16 protein-coding genes and 1 tRNA gene are annotated in these 16,831 nt (G+C 65.6%); 11 read left to right on the forward strand and 6 right to left on the reverse strand.

Annotated elements, in window-relative coordinates:
- Together IV088_RS14260 and IV088_RS14265 are read left to right on the forward strand one after the other, a co-directional pair.
- The coding region (locus IV088_RS14260) for a cobalt chelatase (RefSeq protein WP_291103166.1) at positions 1 to 1,368 on the forward strand (1,368 nt) is incomplete at its 5' end.
- Between the two features lie 52 nt (positions 1,369 to 1,420).
- On the forward strand, positions 1,421 to 2,941 hold the full coding sequence (locus tag IV088_RS14265; protein WP_291103168.1) for a PLP-dependent aminotransferase family protein: 1,521 nt from the start codon (positions 1,421 to 1,423) through the stop codon (positions 2,939 to 2,941).
- 29 nt (positions 2,942 to 2,970) lie between these two features.
- Here IV088_RS14265 and IV088_RS14270 read toward each other — a convergent pair whose 3' ends face one another.
- From IV088_RS14270 to IV088_RS14285, 4 genes are all read right to left on the reverse strand, one after another.
- Positions 2,971 to 4,311 carry a TRAP transporter large permease gene (locus IV088_RS14270; RefSeq protein ID WP_291103171.1) on the reverse strand — a complete coding sequence of 447 codons (1,341 nt, stop codon included), beginning with the start codon at positions 4,309 to 4,311 and terminating at the stop codon, positions 2,971 to 2,973.
- A 20-nt stretch (positions 4,312 to 4,331) separates the two neighbouring features.
- Positions 4,332 to 4,883 (reverse strand): TRAP transporter small permease, encoded by a 552-nt coding sequence (locus IV088_RS14275; RefSeq protein WP_291103173.1) that lies wholly within the window; start codon positions 4,881 to 4,883, stop codon positions 4,332 to 4,334.
- 117 nt (positions 4,884 to 5,000) lie between these two features.
- Positions 5,001 to 5,996, reverse strand: a complete 996-nt coding sequence (locus IV088_RS14280; RefSeq protein WP_291103175.1) for a TRAP transporter substrate-binding protein — start codon at positions 5,994 to 5,996, stop codon at positions 5,001 to 5,003.
- A 127-nt stretch (positions 5,997 to 6,123) separates the two neighbouring features.
- A complete protein-coding gene (locus IV088_RS14285; RefSeq protein ID WP_291103177.1) occupies positions 6,124 to 6,522 on the reverse strand; it encodes a nuclear transport factor 2 family protein in 399 nt (132 codons plus the stop codon).
- A 374-nt stretch (positions 6,523 to 6,896) separates the two neighbouring features.
- On the opposite strand from IV088_RS14285, the gene IV088_RS14290 reads away from it, so the two are divergent.
- The 4 genes from IV088_RS14290 to IV088_RS14305 are packed head-to-tail and all read left to right on the forward strand — an operon-like array spanning position 6,897 to position 9,509.
- Positions 6,897 to 8,321 carry an FAD-binding oxidoreductase gene (locus IV088_RS14290; protein WP_291103180.1) on the forward strand — a complete coding sequence of 475 codons (1,425 nt, stop codon included), beginning with the start codon at positions 6,897 to 6,899 and terminating at the stop codon, positions 8,319 to 8,321.
- A 23-nt stretch (positions 8,322 to 8,344) separates the two neighbouring features.
- Entirely contained in the window at positions 8,345 to 8,719 is a 375-nt protein-coding gene (locus IV088_RS14295; protein WP_291103182.1) for a cupin domain-containing protein, read from the forward strand.
- Between the two features lie 57 nt (positions 8,720 to 8,776).
- Positions 8,777 to 9,130: a Lin0512 family protein gene (locus IV088_RS14300; RefSeq protein ID WP_291103184.1), complete on the forward strand. Its 354-nt coding sequence runs from the start codon at positions 8,777 to 8,779 to the stop codon at positions 9,128 to 9,130.
- Positions 9,123 to 9,509: a Lin0512 family protein gene (locus IV088_RS14305; protein ID WP_291103186.1), complete on the forward strand. Its 387-nt coding sequence runs from the start codon at positions 9,123 to 9,125 to the stop codon at positions 9,507 to 9,509. The genes IV088_RS14300 and IV088_RS14305 overlap by 8 nt, the downstream gene beginning before the upstream one ends.
- 92 nt (positions 9,510 to 9,601) lie before the next feature.
- Here the strand turns inward: IV088_RS14305 and IV088_RS14310 are convergent, their stop codons facing one another.
- Positions 9,602 to 10,021 (reverse strand): exonuclease domain-containing protein, encoded by a 420-nt coding sequence (locus IV088_RS14310; RefSeq protein WP_291103188.1) that lies wholly within the window; start codon positions 10,019 to 10,021, stop codon positions 9,602 to 9,604.
- 354 nt (positions 10,022 to 10,375) lie between these two features.
- Positions 10,376 to 10,451: transfer RNA gene (locus IV088_RS14315), tRNA-Arg, on the reverse strand.
- 349 nt (positions 10,452 to 10,800) lie between these two features.
- Here IV088_RS14315 and IV088_RS14320 point away from each other — a divergent pair.
- From IV088_RS14320 to IV088_RS14340, 5 genes are all read left to right on the forward strand, one after another.
- Positions 10,801 to 11,706, forward strand: a complete 906-nt coding sequence (locus IV088_RS14320; protein ID WP_291103191.1) for a carbohydrate porin — start codon at positions 10,801 to 10,803, stop codon at positions 11,704 to 11,706.
- Between the two features lie 241 nt (positions 11,707 to 11,947).
- Positions 11,948 to 12,973: a LacI family DNA-binding transcriptional regulator gene (locus tag IV088_RS14325; protein WP_291103193.1), complete on the forward strand. Its 1,026-nt coding sequence runs from the start codon at positions 11,948 to 11,950 to the stop codon at positions 12,971 to 12,973.
- 396 nt (positions 12,974 to 13,369) lie between these two features.
- Positions 13,370 to 14,371 (forward strand): ABC transporter ATP-binding protein, encoded by a 1,002-nt coding sequence (locus IV088_RS14330; RefSeq protein WP_291103196.1) that lies wholly within the window; start codon positions 13,370 to 13,372, stop codon positions 14,369 to 14,371.
- Positions 14,372 to 14,455: 84 nt separating this feature from the next.
- Positions 14,456 to 15,757, forward strand: coding sequence for an ABC transporter substrate-binding protein (locus IV088_RS14335; protein ID WP_291103199.1), 1,302 nt, complete (start codon positions 14,456 to 14,458; stop codon positions 15,755 to 15,757).
- Between the two features lie 179 nt (positions 15,758 to 15,936).
- On the forward strand, positions 15,937 to 16,831 hold an 895-nt coding region (locus IV088_RS14340), incomplete at its 3' end, for a carbohydrate ABC transporter permease (RefSeq protein WP_291103201.1).

A 16,831-nucleotide genomic window follows, 5' to 3' on the forward strand; every position in this document is an offset into this window, starting at 1 on the left:
TTCTACAACAGCGGCCTGACCGAAACCGCCAAGGGCATGCTGCTGTACACGGTGGCGCAGATCACGCGCTCGCGCGTGACCGCACAACCGGTGGTCGAGGCCACGGAAGACGCGATCGAAGCCACCCGCATGTCGATCGTGCGCAGCCTGGGCCACGACCTGGCCGGACTGCGCCGCCAACGCCTGGACCAGGCGGCCTACGCCACGCACGCGCTGTCGATTGCCCACCTGGTGGCGGGCATGCTGGCGGCCTACGACCTGGAACAGGTGGCGGGCGCCGACGACAGCGACACCGAGCCCGACGACCACCCGCTGGACTTCAACCTCTGGATGGACTTCGACGGCGAGGACGGCGACGAGGGCTTCACCACCGCCAGCTCGGGCAACAGCCGCACCCTGGCCGAATCGGGCGGCGTCTACCGGGTCTTCAGCGACGCCTTCGACACCGAGCTGGAGGCGGCCAGCCTGGTGCGCGCCACCATGCTGCGGGAGAACCGGGAACGGCTGGACCGCCTGATCGAACGCCAGGGCCTGTCGGTGGCCCGGCTGGCGCGCGAGCTCAACGCGGTGCTCGCCACCCCGGTGCGCGACGGCTGGCTGCACGGCCAGGAAGAGGGCCACATCGACGGCCGCCAGCTCAGCCAGCTGATCACCTCGCCGTCGGAGCGGCGCCTGTTCCGCATCGAGCAGCACGCCCCGGTCTGCGACAGCGCGGTGAGCTTCCTGATCGATTGTTCGGGCTCGATGCGCGAGCACATCGAGTCGGTGGCGATCCTGGTCGACGTGATGGCGCGGGCGCTGGACCAGATCGGCGTCGTCACCGAGGTGCTGGGCTTCACCACCAACGCCTGGAACGGCGGGCGGGCCCAGAAGGCCTGGCGGCGCGCCGGCCGGCCGCCCCACCCCGGCCGTCTCAATGAAGTGGCCCACCTGGTGTTCAAGGACAGCGACACCCCGTGGCGCCGCGCCCGCCCCGCCATGGGCGCCCTGCTCAAGAGCGACCTGTTCCGCGAAGGCGTGGACGGCGAGGCTGTCAGCTGGGCCGCGCAGCGCCTGGTGCAGCGCCACGACGGCCGGCGCCTGCTGCTGGTGGTCTCCGACGGCAGCCCCACCGACGGCGCCACGGCGCTGGCCAACGACGCCCACTACCTCGATCACCACCTGTGCCAGGTGGTGGCCGAACTGCAGTCGCAGGGCGAGGTGGAGGTCTACGGCATCGGCGTCGGCCTGGACCTCAGCCCCTACTACCGCCACAACCGCGCCCTGGACCTGTCGCACTCGGTCACCCAGGCGGTGCTGCGCGAGATCGTGGCCCTGATCGCGGCAGGCACCCGGCGCCCGGCGTCGCAGGCCGCCACGGGACCTTGACGGACAATCCGGAACCGAGCCACCATTTTCTCCACGCACAGAACAGACGCCCATGGTCCAACCCCTACAAGGCGCGATGTGGAAGCAGTTGCTGCAGCGCAGCGCCCGCGAAAACCTGACCCTGCAAGGTCGCATCCGGGAGATGCTGGTCTCGGCGATCCTGGACGGCCAGCTCAAGCCCGGCGCGCCGGTGCCGTCCAGCCGCGAACTCGCCACCGAGCTGGGTGTGGGCCGCATCACGGTGGTGCTGGCCTACCAGCAGCTGGCCGACGAGGGCTACCTCGAATCCCGTGAGCGCAAAGGCCATTTCGTCAGTGCGGCCCTGCTGGGTCAGCGCGCGCAGACGCGGACGGTGCCCGAGGACTTGCCCGACCAGCCCGCCATTGCCTGGAAGAAACGGCTCTGCCAGCACCCCAGCCTGCAGCGCAGCATCGTCAAACCCTTCAACTGGCAGAAGAGCCCGTACCCGTTCCTCTACGGCCAGTTCGACGAATCGCTGTTCCCCACCGCCGCCTGGCGCGAGTGCTGCCTCAAGGCGCTGAGCGTGCTGGACATCCGGGACTGGGCGCCCGACCAGATCACCCGCGACGACGAGTCCCTGGTGGAGCAGATCTGCACCCGCGTGCTGCCCCGGCGCGGCGTGTGGGCCACGCCCGACCAGCTGATCATCACCGTGGGCGCGCAGCACGCGCTCTACATGGTGGCCGACCTGCTGGTGCGCGAAGGCATCCGGGTCGGCATCGAAAACCCCGGCTACCCCGATGCGCGCAACATCTTCACCAGCCGCAACGCCGAGATCACGCCGCTGCCGGTGGACGACAACGGCCTGATCGTCCACGACGGCCTGCGCGACCACGACTACCTGTACACCACCCCCAGCCACCAGTGCCCGACCGGGGTGACGATGCCGCTGCACCGCCGCGAGGAGCTGTTGCGCCTGGCCAATGCCAGCAACCTGGTGATCATCGAGGACGATTACGAGAGCGAGAACAACTTCTCGGGCAATCCCATTCCGGCCCTCAAAAGCCTGGACCGCAACCACCGGGTCATCTACATCGGCAGCCTCTCCAAGAGCCTGGCGCCGGGCCTGCGCATCGGCTACATCGTCGCGGCGCCCGAGCTGATCATCGAGCTGCGCGCGTTGCGGCGCCTCATGCTCCGCCACCCCTCGTCCTTCATCCAGCGCAGCCTCTCGCTGTTCATCTCGCTGGGTTACAACGACGCCCACCTCAAGCGGCTCGCCGAGGCACAAAAGGAACGCGGCACCCTGATGCTCGACGCGCTGGCGCGCCACGCCCCGCAGTGCAAAGTGACACCGTTCGGCGGCGGGGGTTCCTGCTGGGTGCAACTGCCCGACCACGTCCATCCCCTTGAGCTGGCGGAGCGCGCGGCGGCGCGCGGCGTGCTGATCGAACCGGGTGATGTGTTTTTCCAGGCAGAAGATCCCGGGCGCCATTTCATCCGGCTGGGCTTCCAGTCCATCACCGCGCGGGTGATCGAAGAAGGCATCGCGACCCTGGCCGAGGTGATCACCGACATGCAAAACCGCCGTCCGCCGATCTCGAACGGCTGACGGCGGTCATGCGGTGGTGACAGGCCCGATCAGTAGCCCAGCTGGGACGGCAACCACAGAGAGATCTGCGGAAAGTAGGCGATCACGAAGGTGGCGATGGCGCTCACGAACACGAAGGGCAGCACGCGGACGACGATCTTTTCCACCGTCTCACCACCAATGCCCGACGCCACGAACAGGTTCTCGCCCAGCGGCGGGGTCATGAACCCGATCGACAGGGTGCAGATCACCACGATGCCCACGTGGGTCGGGTCGGCGCCCGTCATGTACATCACGGGCAGCAGCACCGGCACCAGGATCAGGATGGCCGCCAGGGTTTCCATGAACATGCCCACGAACAGGAGGAACACGATCACCAGCGCCCAGATGATGTAGGGGTTGGAGGTCAGGTTGAGCATGGACTCGGCGATGTCGCTGGGGATGCGCTGCTCCACCAGCAGGCGGCCGAACGCGGTGGCGGTGAACAGGATCAGCAGCACACGCCCGGTGATCCAGGTGGTGGTGCGCAGCGCCGTCTTGATCGCGCCCCAGCGCAGCTCACGGTGGACGAACCAGCCGATGAACAGGGTGTAGAAGATGGCCACGATCGCCGACTCGGTGGGCGTGAAGATGCCCGCGTAGATCCCGCCCAGGATGATCAGCGGCGCCAGGATCGACCAGGTCCCGCGCTTGAGCGCGGCGCGCAGTTCGTGGCCCGACCAGGTCTCCGACAGACCGCGGTAGCCGCTCTTCCTGGAGATGAAGTAGTTCATCACCAGCAGGCTGCCCGCCATCAGCAGGCCGGGCATCACGCCGGCGATGAACAGCTTGGGGATGGACAGGGACGCGAAGGTGCCGAACTTCTCCACCGCCTCGGGAGGCGGCTCCATGCCCAGCGCCGCGATGCCGAAGATCACCATCGGGATCGAGGGCGGGATGATGATGCCCAGCCCGCCCGACGCGGCCGTCACCGCCGAAGCGTAGGCCCGGTCGTAATTGCGCTTGGTCATGGCCGGAATCATCAGCATGCCCACGGCGGCGGTGGTGGCCGGGCCCGAGCCCGAGATCGCACCGAAGAACAGGCAGGCCAGCACCGTGGCCACGCCCAGGCCGCCGGTGATGGGGCCAGCCATGGTCTCGGCGATGTCGACCAGGCGCCGCGAAATGCCCGCGGCCTCCATCAGCGCTCCGGCGAGCACGAAAGCCGGCAGGGCCATCAGCGGGAAGCTGCCGACCGAGTTGAAGGCGATCTGCACCAGGGCGATCGGGTCCTTGTCGAGCACGACATAGGCGCCCATGGCCGCACCGCCCAGCGCCACCGTGATCGGCGCGCCCAGCAACAGCAGCAGCATGAAGCCGCCAAACAGGATTTCTGCAACGTACATGTCCATGATGGGTCTCCAGTGCGGGCTCAGCGAACCGCCGCCGCGTCGTTGTTCTTTTGCATCTTCTTGATCTCGGCGGTTTCCGGGTCCAGCAGCTCTTCGCCCTTGACCACGCTCAGGTAGGTGTTCCACAGCACGCGCACCGACATCAGGGCAAACGCGATCGGCAGCACCATGTAGAAGTACTTCATCGGCACACCCAGCGTCTGGGACTTCCAGAACAGGTTCATGCGGTTGAACACGAAGTCGTAGCTGAGCCAGACGAAGTAGATGTTGAAGCCCACCCAGAGCAGGTCGGCCACGGTCATCAGCGTCTTGGCCAGCGCCTTGGGCATGAACTGCATGTGGAAGGTGACGCGGTTGTGGGCCGACATCTTGGCCGCCACCACGGAGCCGAGGTAGGCGAACCAGACAAACATGTAGGTGGAGAGCTCTTCGGACCAGGCGATGGAATGTCCGAACAGCTGGCGCGAGACGATCTGCGCGAACAGCAGGATCACGAACAGCGCGAGCAGCCATTCGCACACCAGGGTTTCGATGTCGTTCAAATAGGCCAGGGTTTTGCGCGCAAGCGTCATGGCAGTTACCTCAACAAGGGGCGCGCAAGGCGCGCCGAAGCAGGCGCTTTCACCAGCGCAGGTCAACACAGCTTCAAAAGAAGGCGGCCACACCGCGTGGCCACCTCCCTCAGGGGATCAACGGCCCAGGGTTTTCAGAACCGCGTCCAGTTTGGCCTTGCCGCCGATGCTGTCGTAGAACTTCGGCCACACCGCCGTCGTGGCCTTGGCGATCCACTCCTTTTCGCCATCGGCCGGGTCGCTGATCTGCATGCCCTTGGCGATCAGCTCCTTCTTGATCCTGGCCTCGGTGTCGGCCAGCCACTTGTAGCTGTGCTCGGTCGCTTCGGCACCCGCGTCCAGCATCGCCTTCTGCACGTCGGCAGACTGCTTCTTGAAGATCCCTTCGCCCACGATGATGGGCTCCAGCGAGAACACATACCGGATGTTGGTGATGTGCTTCTGGACCTCGCTGAACTTCATCGCGCTCACGGTGACGTAGGGGTTGTCCTGACCATCGACCACGCCTTGCTGCAGCGCGGTGAACGTCTCAGACCAGGCCATCGGCGTGGGGTTGATGCCCCAGGCCTGGTAGGACGCGATCATGATTTCGTTCTTCGGCACGCGGATCTTCAGGCTCTTGAGGTCGGCCAGGGTCTTGATCGGCTTCTTGGAGTTGGTCAGCACGCGAAAGCCCGAAAACGTCCAGCCGACGATGCGCACACCCGCGTCACGCACGGTGTTGGCGGTCAGTTCTTTGCCCACCTCGCCGGTCACCAGCTTCCTGGCTTCTTCGGCGCTCTGGATCACGTACGGCAGCGTGAGCACGCCCACCGTGGGCGAGAACGGCGTGATGTTGTTGACGGCCAGGACCGAGAAATCCAGGGTGCCCATCGACGCGCTGTTGATCGTGGTTTCTTCGCTGCCGAGCTGGCCATTGGGAAACAGATCCACCTTGTGCTTGCCGGCGACTTTGGCTTCAAAAGACGACTTGAACTTGGACGCCATTTCCCACTGGGCGCTGCCCTGCGCATCGCCCACGGCCACCTTGAAGGTGGTGGCCAGCGCGCTGCCCCCTGCGAAGAAGGAGGATGCGGCGAGCAGAGAGACCAGGGTGGTGGTTTTGAATGTCATGAATGTCTCCTAAGTGGATGAACGAGAAAAGAATCGCGCCGACTTGGTGATCGGTCTTCAAGAGGGGATGCCAGGTGTCGTGGCCCCAGGCGGTCGCGCTGGGCGCTCACGGAAAACAGTGGGCGGCTCAGGCCGCGGGCTGCGCCGGCCGGTTCTTGCGGAAGGCGTTCTTGATCAGGATCTTGCCGTCCTTGAAGGTGAACACGTCGACCATGCGGGCCTCGATGCGCGAGCCATCGGCCTGGGTGCCCTTGAAGGTGCTTTCCGACACGCCGCGGTTGCCCGCGACGAAGTGCACCCCGTCCAGCCAGGCGGCGTCGGGCAGCGTGGTCCAGGCGGCCCTGAATCCTTCGCGCACTTCGGCGCGCCCGGTGAAGGTCCGGCCCAGCAGGTCGGGGCCCGCCACCGCATGGAACACGCAATCGTCGTGCATGAAGCCCATCAGGGCCTCCAGGTCGTGGCGGTTCCAGGCCTCGGCGAACGCGGCGAGGGTGTGTTCGGTGATGGCTGTCTGCGGTTCGTTCATCTTGTCTCCTGTGGCTGTTTCGAGCGGGCTGGCCAACCATCGCGGTGGGCAGACGGTGTGTGTGCCAGAGCGGTTTTGTGCCCGGGCTGCATTGTTGAAGTCGAAGCCCCTGCGGCTGTAGAACCAGCGGCGGCGAATCGTTAAGACCAGACCTCCGGGTAAACCCCGGGCGTCGCGCCATGGGTCCGCATCCGGGCGGTTTCTGGCCCCATGAAATGGCCGCAACTGGTTCTAACCAGCGCCCGCGGCTGCTGCCTATGCTCGGCACCGATGGGGTTCAAGGGACCTGTGTTCCGCGACCTCTGCGCATGGCTCGCATGGATCTGTTCTGACCCGACGACCGGCGTTCCCGCCACAAACCCTGGAGACAATGGATGACCTCGACCACCACCGGCGGCCGCGTGCTGCGGCCCTACGACCCGACCTACGACCCCCTGGTGCAGGCCACGCCCGGTCAGGGCACCGGTTATGCGCCCACCTACTGGGTGGCCTCGGCGGGCAGCCCGCCCCCAGACGACGGCCCGGTGCGCGGTGACATCGACACCGACGTGGTGGTGATCGGCTCGGGCTCCACCGGCATGTCCACCGCGCTGTACCTGGCGCGCGAACACGGCATCTGCGCCACGGTGCTGGAGGCGGCGCAGACCGCCTGGGGCTGTTCGAGCCGCAGCGGTGGGCAAGGTCAGAACGCCAATGGCCGCCTCAGCCGTTCGCAGTGGATCGAGCGCTGGGGTCTGGATGTCGCCAAGCGCCTGGATGCCGAGGTGCGCATGGGTTTCGAGAACTTCCGCGCACTCACCAAGGAGATCGAGTGCGAGGCCTATGACGGTGGCCACCTCTACCTGGCCCACCGCCCCAAGAAACTGGAATACCTGCGCGAGATGACCCGCGTGCGCAACGAGGTGTTCGGTTACCGCTCACGCATGCTCACCCCCGACGAAGTGCGGGAACAGCACTGCGACGAACGCGAACACGTCGGCGCGATGTACGAGGAAGAAGGCATCGGCATCCACCCGCTGAAGTTCACGTTCGGCCTGATCCGCAAGGCGCGCGAACTGGGTGTGAAGGTGCACCCGGCCAGCCCGGTGCAGGGCTGGAAAACCATCAACGGCATTCACCATCTGCAGACGCCCGGCGGCATCGTCCGCGCCAAGCGGGTGGTGCTCTGCACCGGCGGCTACTCCGGGCAGAAACTCACCCCGGTGCTCAAGAACAAGATCCTGCCCATCCTGTCCAACTCGGTGGTCACTCGCCCCCTGAGCGACACCGAAATGGCCGCCTGCCATTTCCACACCAGGACCTTCATGACGGACACGCGCACCCTGCGCTTCTACTACCGTCTGCTCGAAGGCAACCGCCTGCAGCTGGGCAGCCGCAGTTCGATCACCGGCGCCGACGCCCAGGATCCCGTGCACCTGAAGCTGCTCACCGACGCCATCGCGCGCAAGTTCCCGCCACTGACCGACATCAAGATCGATCACTCCTGGTGGGGATGGGTCGATGTGAGCCACGACATGATGCCGCGCATCACCCGCCCGGACCCCAAGGAGACCGTGTGGCACGCGCTGGGCTATGGCGGCAATGGCGTGGCCTCGTCCACCTGGGCCGGCAAGCGCATTGCCGAGCAGGTGGCGGGCAAGGACGCTGGCCGCGAGGTCATGAATCTGCCCATCTACAACTCGCCGCTCGAATACCCCAACATCTGGAACATGGTGCGTTCCGAAGCCTTCGCCCCTTTCCGCCGCTTCGGCCAGTTCTTCCTCTACAAGTGGTACTGGCTGCACGACGAGAAGATCTGAATGTGCATGCGAAAGAGCCAGACATGAGCACCACACCACACGTGATCGACTTCCAGCAGGACCCGGGAACCCACGAGGCCCGGCGCCTGAGCGACCTGCCCGACCGCGTGCTGCAGGGGGACCCGCACCACGAGACCACGGTCTTCTTCACCGACGCGAAGGGCGAGGTGATCGCGGGCACCTGGACCAGCACGCCCGGGACATGGCGAGCCTTCACCCACCGCGACGAGTTCTGCCACATCGTGACCGGCCATGTGCGCCTGATCGGCGACGATGGCAGGGTGCGAACCTTCAAGACCGGTGACGCATTCATGATCCCCAATGGATTCAGCGGCTGCTGGGAGGTGGTCGAAACCACGACCAAACACTTCGTGGTTCGGCATCACCAGGCCCACTGACACAGCCGCAGCCGCAGCCGCAGCCGCAGCCAGCGATTTTTCGACCGGAGAACTTTCATGCCCAAGCAGCGCCTTGTCACCCAGTTCGGCATGGGCACCTCGATCCGCAGCGGCAACTACACCGAGGCCTGCGCACGCGCCATCCGCGACGCCCTGTGGCACCACTCGCTGAACGTGGCCGATGCGTTTGACTTTCCCAAGGAAGCCATGCTCATCGACGTCGAACTCGGTGTGCAACGGCCCGACCTGGTGGACATCGCCGCGCTGACCGGGGTCTTTCCCTACGGGCAACCGACGATCACCGTGGTCAAGGGGGGCCTGGACATTCCACGCCGGGAAAAACCGGGGTGGAGCGTCGTCGCCAACGCCGCAGTCATGGTCTCGTTCGACATGGAGTCCACCCATGAATGAGCGACGCATCATCCTGGAAATGGGCTCGGGCAACGATCTGTATGGGTGCGACTACACCAAGGCGGCCTGCCGGGCCGTGCAGGACGCGTTGCACCACTCGTCGATCGTGCTGTTCAAGTCGCTGGGCTATGACCACCGCGACATGCGGGTTCGAGTCACCATCGGCGTTCAGAAGCCCGATCAGGTGGACATCGCCAGGGTCTGTGCGGAGCTGCCCCGCGGCCGCGCCGAGGTCACGGCGGTCTTGGGTGGGCTCAATGTGCATGACGCAGAACAGGACACCACCCATGTCATCGCTACCGCCGCGATCGAGGCGTTTTTGCCAATCGAAAAAGGTCGTTGGCGGCTCAGCGATGAGCGCCAGCAAGTAATCATCTAGTTGTGTCGCGGAAGCTCCATGACCGCAGTACCCCGCACAGCCGCCACTCAGGCCAATAGACGTCGCCAAACTGGACCGCTGCTTCGTGGCAATCAGCATGAGCCTGTTTGACGGAGCCCACCGGCGGCAATCGCTGCAACGGAGTCACTCAAACCGAGCAGGTCTTCTACGCGGGCATCGTCCAGATGCTGCCCTCGCACCATCTCGTCGGTGATGCCGGTGACCTGCCTGGCGACCTCCGGGATGGGCATGCCCGGATCTTCAAAACCTTCGAAGGTTTCAACCCGCCCGAAGGGTTGACCGGTGGCGGGGTCCACCTGAACCAGCAGCATCGCCAGTTCAATGATCTGGTGGCCGGCGTGGGACAGCCCGGTGGTTTCCGTGTCGAGAACCAGGACCCGCCTCGCCGTGGAGTCAACGTCGTGTCCGTTCGGCGAGACTCCGTAGTCCAGCACCGGCACCAGCCGCCGCAGCACTCGGAAGTCGGGGTGAGACTCCAGTCGCTGCGCCATTTCTTCCGGCGTGAGCTGTGTGGTTGCAGTGTTCGCGGTGGGCAGCGATGCGGGTTCCTGCGGTGGCGCAAATTCGAAACTGAGTTGACTCTTAGGATCAGGCCGATTTGCCCGGCCATGGTGAATACTGAATCGGGGCCAAGAGACCGATGGTCGAAACAGGTCGGGACGGTGCGAACGGGAAAGTTCGATGGGCCACGCGTGGGCCATGGATGGGCCACAGCATGAACCCATCCACCGATAAGACCATGGGTCTCAGCGGCTACATGGCCTTGATGCAAGACGAGAAGGAGCCCGGAGGGCATGACTTGAAAGCGGCGTGGGCCATGAAGATCCCACGCAAGTCATTGATTTTGGTGCGGCTGGCGGGGATCGAACCCACGACCCTTGGCTTCGGAGGCCAATACTCTATCCACTGAGCTACAGCCGCACGCGTTCAACGAACCCGTCATTCTCGCACAGCCGCCGTCCCAGCCCCGCCCAGCCGGGCGGCTGCGGGGCACCGCGGCGGGCGCACCACTGTGATCCAGCACCCTGAATCGGGCGTACTTTTATTACAGTGCAAACCTTTGCACCACACGGGTTTTCCCACCCCCAGATTTCGTTGTTTTTCTGTGGTTACGTACTGGTTACGCGGTGTTCCTTCAGGGTTTTCACTCACTGCAAACGTTTGCACTGGTGGTCGAATTGCCCTGCTTTCCTACCCGATCACTTCGGCCATGGGTTGAAACATCGGTACAGGAGAGAGCGATCCACAACATCTACACCGGAGTTCCCTCATGCAACACGTTTTCAAACTCGCGGCCGTCGCCGCCCTCTGCGCCTCTGCCGCTGCCGCCCACGCCGACGTCGCCATGGACGCCAACCTGGAACTCGACACCACCTACCAGAGCAAGGTGAAAGACGCCTCCAACGCCCGCGACAGCGACCTGAACATGGGTGGCCGCGTGGAATTCAACGTCGGCGCCAAGGCCACCAACGGCGACGCCTTCGTGGCCGCCCGCGCCAGCCTGCTGCTCAAGAAGGACGGCGACTCCGCCACCGACGACATGTGGGTCCAGTTCGGCAACGCCGCCGGCGACGTGAAGATGGGCCGCTTCGAAGCCATGGACCTGTTCCCCCTGGGCAAGGACGTGCTGGTCGAGAACAGCGGCTACGGCGGCTACCACGCCAACAAGCTGCGCGGCCGCTTCGGCAAGGACACGGTGCACATCGCCCCTGGCTTCAACGCCGGCCCGGCCCGCATCGAAGTCGGCCTGGTCTACAGCAAGGAAGCCGGTGAGGCCCGCGGCGTGCGTCCGGCGGTCAGCTTCGGCTCCGGCCCGGTCACCGTGCGCGTGGGCGTCGAATCGGTCAAGGTGGTCGGCGGCACCGAGAGCACCAACGGTGCCGGCGTGTCGCTGGGTTATGCGCTGAACAAGGACAGCAGCATGAACCTGAGCTTCGCCAAGATGGAGGACGACAAGTCCGTCGGCCTGAACGGCACCTTCGGCCCGGCCGGTTTCGGCCTGATCCTGGACAAGGGTGCCAACGGCGCCAAGAACAACACGTTCTACGCCGCCTACTCGCTGCCGCTGTTCGGTGTGAAGGGCGCGACCATCACGCCGGCCCTGAGCGTGGCCAAGGGCGGCTCGGGCAGCAAGAACCAGACCGCCGCCCGCGTGCGCATCAACTACGCGTTCTGATCGGGGTCACTCCCGGTCACTCCCCGGTGGGCGGAGCCGCAAGGCAAGCCCACCTTTTCCTCTCGGCAATCAGAGTTTGGCCCGGGCTCCTCAAGGTGCCCGGGCCTTTTTTTGCCCTTGCGGCGCCCTCCATGTCCGACCTCAGGTGCGGGTCGTTATGGAATGAAATAATCTGCCGATGCCCCGATCCCCTCGCAAGACGCCCGCTGCCAGCGCCACCCCGCCCCCCCCAGCCCCCTCAATGAGCCCCGCGCCCCCCGATCAGGGTCGCCGCCGCATGCAGATGGCCGACATCGCGCGCCTGGCCGGCGTGTCCGCGTCCACCGTGTCGCGCGCCCTCAGTGGCAGCCCGCTGATCCCGGAGGCCACCCGCAACCGCATCACCGAGCTGGCCAGTTCGCTCAACTACCGCGTCAACGTCGGCGCGGCCAACCTGCGGCGCAAGGACGTGCACACGGTGGGCGTGATCATCCTGGGCGACAGCATGCAGTCCATCTCGGACCCGTTCCTGCTCAGCATCCTCGGCACCGTCGCCGACACCCTGGACGAGCGCGGCATGAGCCTGCTGCTCTCGCGCCTCAAGGAGGGCCAGCCGCACCAGCTGCCCGCGTTCGTCGAGAGCGGCCAGGTGGCCGGGCTGATCGTGATCGGGCAACTCACCTGGCACGAGCACCTGAACCGGCTGGCCGCGCAACGCATGCCCATGGCGGTCTGGGGCGCCTGCCTCCCGGACGCGATGTACCCCGTCGTGGGCGGCGACAACGAACAGGGCGGTTACCTCGCCACGCGCCACCTGGTCGAACGCGGCTGCCGGCGCATCGCGTTTTTTGGCGACACCACGCACCCCGAAGCCGGGCTGCGCTACCGGGGTTACGTGCGGGCGCTGACCGAGGCCGGCATCGAGGAAGACCCGCGCCTGCTGCAGTCGTTTCTGTTTGGCGACGTGCGCATCCGGCAGACCATCGACGAGTGGCTCGCCCTCGACCTGGATTTCGATTCGATCTTTGCCAGCAGCGACGTCACCGCGATCTCCATCATGGGTGCGCTCAAGGAGCGCGGCATCGATGTGCCGGGCCAGGTCCGGATCGTGGGCTACGACGACATCGCCCTCGCGGAACACGTGCACCCCTCGCTGACCTCCATCCGGCAGCCCACGGAAACGGCGGGCAAGGCCCTGGTGGAGCTGCTGTTCGAGTCGATCGCCGGTCTGCCCCAGCGCTCGATCACCCTGCCGGCGCAGCTGATCGAGCGCGAAAGCAGCCGGTGAGCTGAACCACCCCCGCCGCGCTGCGCGCGACCCCCTCAAGGGGGCAACGCGGTGCGGCCTGGCAAAGCCAGTTCCGCCGCGTTCCGGGCGGGGCACTTCGCGCCGGAGACCTGCCCCCCGCCGCGCTTCGCGCGACCCGCACTGGCCGTCCGGCGAAGCCGGCCCGGCGGTGCCCTGGTTGGCACCGCTTCATGCGCAGGGATGACGCTCCGGGCGCAATCAAAGCCAACACGGCCTCACGGACGGCGTCCCGTTACGTACCCAGAACAAGCCGGCAACCTAGGGCAAACCCGATCATGCAATCGTTTGCACAAATGCTTAAATGGAAGCATTCGGGCTCCAGCGGTCTCACGCGACGGCCCTGCTCCCCCGGTCCATCCTTGAGGCATTCCGCACATGAGCCAATCCAGTCTGCGACTGCGTGACATCCAGAAAAGTTACGGCAAGATCCATGTCATCCATGGCGTGAACCTGGACATCGAGCCCGGCGAGTTCGTGGTTTTTGTGGGGCCCTCGGGCTGCGGCAAGACCACCTTGCTGCGCATGATCGCCGGCCTGGAAGACATCTCCGGCGGCACGCTGGCCATCGCCGACCAGACGGTCAACGAGCTGCCGCCGAGCGAGCGCGGCGTGGCGATGGTGTTCCAGAGCTACGCGCTGTACCCGCACAAGACGGTGTACGACAACATGGCCTTCGGCCTGAAGATCGCCAAGGTGCCCAAGGCGGACATCGACCGCCGCGTGCGCGAGGCCGCCGAGATCCTGCAGATCACCGAGTACCTGCAGCGCCTGCCCAAGGCCCTGTCGGGCGGCCAGCGCCAGCGCGTGGCCATCGGCCGCGCCATCGTGCGCAACCCCAAGGTGTTCCTGTTCGACGAGCCGCTGTCCAACCTCGACGCCTCCTTGCGCACCAAGATGCGCGTGGAGCTGGCCACGCTGCACCGCCGCCTGGGCGCGACCATGATCTACGTGACCCACGACCAGGTGGAAGCGATGACGCTGGCCGACAAGATCGTGGTGCTCAACAAGGGCCGCATCGAGCAGGTGGGCGCGCCGCTGCACCTCTACAACCACCCGGCCTCGCTGTTCGTCGCGGGCTTCATCGGTTCGCCGCAGATGAACTTCCTGGGCGGCGAATTCGCCCGGCAGCACGGCGCCGCCACGGTTGGCCTGCGGCCCGAGCACCTCAAGGTGGTGGCCGGCGGCAGCCTGCACGGCACGCTGCGTCACGCCGAAATGATGGGCAACGAAACCTTTGCCTATGTGGACGCCGGCGAGCTGGGCGAGATCACCGCGCGCATGGACGGCACGCTGCAGCTGCACCCGGGCGAGCGCGTGGAGCTGGGCTTCGATGCGCAGCACCTGTACCGCTTCGGCGCCGACGGCAAAGCCCTGTAGGCCCCCCCCTTTCACGGGCCCCCGGGCCTGTACCGTTTTTGCGCTGTGGATGGTCTGCGGCGCATTTTGTGGAGCAAGAGAGACATGTTCAAGAAAACCGCAATGGCCGGAGCCGCCACCCTGGCGCTGGCCGCATCCGTCGCTCCCGCGATGGCCGCAGACTACAAGGGGCCCGACCTCAAGGGCGAAGTCATCACCGTCACCTGCCCCTGGACCGGCGCCGAAGAGGGCATGTTCAAGAAGGTCGTGGCCAACTTCGAGAAGGCCACCGGCGCCACCGTGAAGCACTCGTGCTCGCAAAGCTCCGAGCAGCAGATCGTGATCGACATCAAGGCCGGTTCGCCGTCCAACATCTCGGTGTTCCCGCAGCCCGGCCTGGCCGCCAACATGGCCACCGTCGGCGGCCTCACGCCCCTGGGCAACAAGGCCCGCGACTGGGTCAAGGCCAACTACGCCGCCGGCAGCTCGTGGGCCGACCTCGGCACCTACAAGAACAAGGCTGGCAAGGAAGAGTTCTACGGCTTCTTCTACAACGTCAACGTCAAGAGCCTGGTCTGGTACATCCCAGAGAACTTCAAAGAAAAGGGCTACAAGGTGCCCAAGTCCATGGAGGAGCTGCAGGACCTGACCAAGAAGATCGCCGCCGACGGCGGCAAGCCCTGGTGCATCGGCCTGGGCAGCGACGCCGCCACCGGCTGGCCCGCGACCGACTGGGTCGAAGACATGATGCTGCGCACCCAGAGCCCCACCGTCTACGACGAGTGGACCAGCAACAAGATGAAGTTCAACGACAAGCGCGTGGTCGAGGCGATCGAGGCCTATGGCTGGTTCGCCCGCAACGACGCCTACGTCGACGGCGGCGCCAAGGCCGTGGCCACCGTGAGCTTCAAGGACAGCCCCAAGGGCATGTTCGGCTCGCCGCCCAAGTGCTACATGCACCGCCAGGCCAGCTTCATCCCCGCCTTCTTCCCCGACGGCAAGGCCGAGGACGCCGACTTCTTCTACTTCCCGTCCTACGCCGGCAAGAAGCTGGGCAACCCGGTGCTGGGCGGCGGCACGATCCTGACGATCACCAAGGACAGCAAGGGCGCCAAGGCCTTCATGGAGTACCTGCAGCACCCGCAGGCGCACGAGATCTGGATGGCCGAAGGCGGCTTCCTGACCCCGCACAAGGGCGCCGACCTGGCCAAGTACAAGACCAAGGCCCTGCGCAAGCAAGGCGAGATCCTGCAAGGCGCGACCACCTTCCGCTTTGACGGTTCCGACCTGATGCCCGGCGCCGTGGGTGCCGGCAGCTTCTGGAAGGGCATGGTCGACTACTCGGGTGGCAAGTCCGCCCAGGCCGTGGCCGATGACATCCAGAAGTCCTGGGACGCTCTGAAGTAATTGCTCCCCCCGCGCAGCAATTGCTCCCCCGCGCCGCCTTCGGCGTCACCCCCCAGGGGGCGATGCCAGCGGCCCGGCGGAGCCGGTTCCGCGGCATCCTGGGTTCGGTCAATGCGCGCCGGTGATGTTGCTGCTGTTCCTGTTGTCTTCTGCTGTTCTCCCCCTTTGGACTGACCACCATGAGTGATTCGATCTTCCAGACCCTGCTTGCCGTGGTGGTCAGCATCGGCTTCTGCCTGCTGTACTTCGCGGGCAGCAACTTCGTGCTCGACCGCATCCTGGCGCTGCCGTTTGCGTCGCGCAACCGGCGCGAGGTGATCCGCACCCACGTGCAGCCCTGGCTGTTTCTGGCGCCGGCGCTGTGCCTGCTGGGGGTGTACCTCGTCTATCCCCTGGTCGAGACCTTCCGCCTGAGCTTCTTCGACGCGGTGGGCGAGACCTTCGTGGGCCTGGCCAACTACGTCTGGGTGTTCAAGGACGAGAATTTTTTCATCACCATCCGCAACAACTTCCTGTGGCTGCTGGTGGTGCCCGCCATCTCCACGGCCCTGGGCCTGGTGGTGGCCGTGCTGGCCGACCGCGTGTGGTGGGGCCATGTGGCCAAGACGCTGGTGTTCATGCCCATGGCCATCAGCTTCGTCGGCGCCAGCGTGATCTGGAAGTTCGTCTACGACTTCCGGGGACCCGACAACGAGCAGATCGGCATCCTCAACGCCATCGTGCAGGGCATGGGCATGGAGCCCCAGGCCTGGGTAACGGTGCCGTTCTGGAACAACTTCTTCCTCATGGCGATCCTGATCTGGATCCAGACCGGCTTCGCCATGGTGATCCTCTCGGCCGCGCTGCGTGGCGTGCCCAACGACACCATCGAGGCGGCGCGCATCGACGGCGCCACCGAGCTGCAGATCTTTTTTGAAATCATGGTGCCGCAGGTGATGTCCACCATCCTCGTGGTCTGGACCACCATCACCATCACCGTGCTCAAGGTGTTCGACATCGTCATGGCCATGACCGGCGGGCAGTGGGACACCAGCGTGCTGGCCAACCTGATGTACGACTGGATGTTCCGCGGCG

This window comes from Hydrogenophaga sp. (genome assembly GCF_018780075.1).
Lineage (GTDB): Bacteria > Pseudomonadota > Gammaproteobacteria > Burkholderiales > Burkholderiaceae_C > Hydrogenophaga.

Coding starts and splice junctions, on each gene's coding strand:
- IV088_RS14300 (WP_291103184.1), top strand. CDS start 8,777: ATGCCCAAGCAGCGCCTTGTCACCCAGTTCGGCATGGGCACCTCGATC.
- IV088_RS14325 (WP_291103193.1), top strand. CDS start 11,948: ATGAGCCCCGCGCCCCCCGATCAGGGTCGCCGCCGCATGCAGATGGCC.
- IV088_RS14295 (WP_291103182.1), top strand. CDS start 8,345: ATGAGCACCACACCACACGTGATCGACTTCCAGCAGGACCCGGGAACC.
- IV088_RS14270 (WP_291103171.1), bottom strand. CDS start 4,311: ATGGACATGTACGTTGCAGAAATCCTGTTTGGCGGCTTCATGCTGCTG.
- IV088_RS14305 (WP_291103186.1), top strand. CDS start 9,123: ATGAATGAGCGACGCATCATCCTGGAAATGGGCTCGGGCAACGATCTG.
- IV088_RS14310 (WP_291103188.1), bottom strand. CDS start 10,021: ATGGCGCAGCGACTGGAGTCTCACCCCGACTTCCGAGTGCTGCGGCGG.
- IV088_RS14320 (WP_291103191.1), top strand. CDS start 10,801: ATGCAACACGTTTTCAAACTCGCGGCCGTCGCCGCCCTCTGCGCCTCT.
- IV088_RS14335 (WP_291103199.1), top strand. CDS start 14,456: ATGTTCAAGAAAACCGCAATGGCCGGAGCCGCCACCCTGGCGCTGGCC.
- IV088_RS14280 (WP_291103175.1), bottom strand. CDS start 5,996: ATGACATTCAAAACCACCACCCTGGTCTCTCTGCTCGCCGCATCCTCC.
- IV088_RS14275 (WP_291103173.1), bottom strand. CDS start 4,883: ATGACGCTTGCGCGCAAAACCCTGGCCTATTTGAACGACATCGAAACC.
- IV088_RS14290 (WP_291103180.1), top strand. CDS start 6,897: ATGACCTCGACCACCACCGGCGGCCGCGTGCTGCGGCCCTACGACCCG.
- IV088_RS14330 (WP_291103196.1), top strand. CDS start 13,370: ATGAGCCAATCCAGTCTGCGACTGCGTGACATCCAGAAAAGTTACGGC.
- IV088_RS14285 (WP_291103177.1), bottom strand. CDS start 6,522: ATGAACGAACCGCAGACAGCCATCACCGAACACACCCTCGCCGCGTTC.
- IV088_RS14265 (WP_291103168.1), top strand. CDS start 1,421: ATGGTCCAACCCCTACAAGGCGCGATGTGGAAGCAGTTGCTGCAGCGC.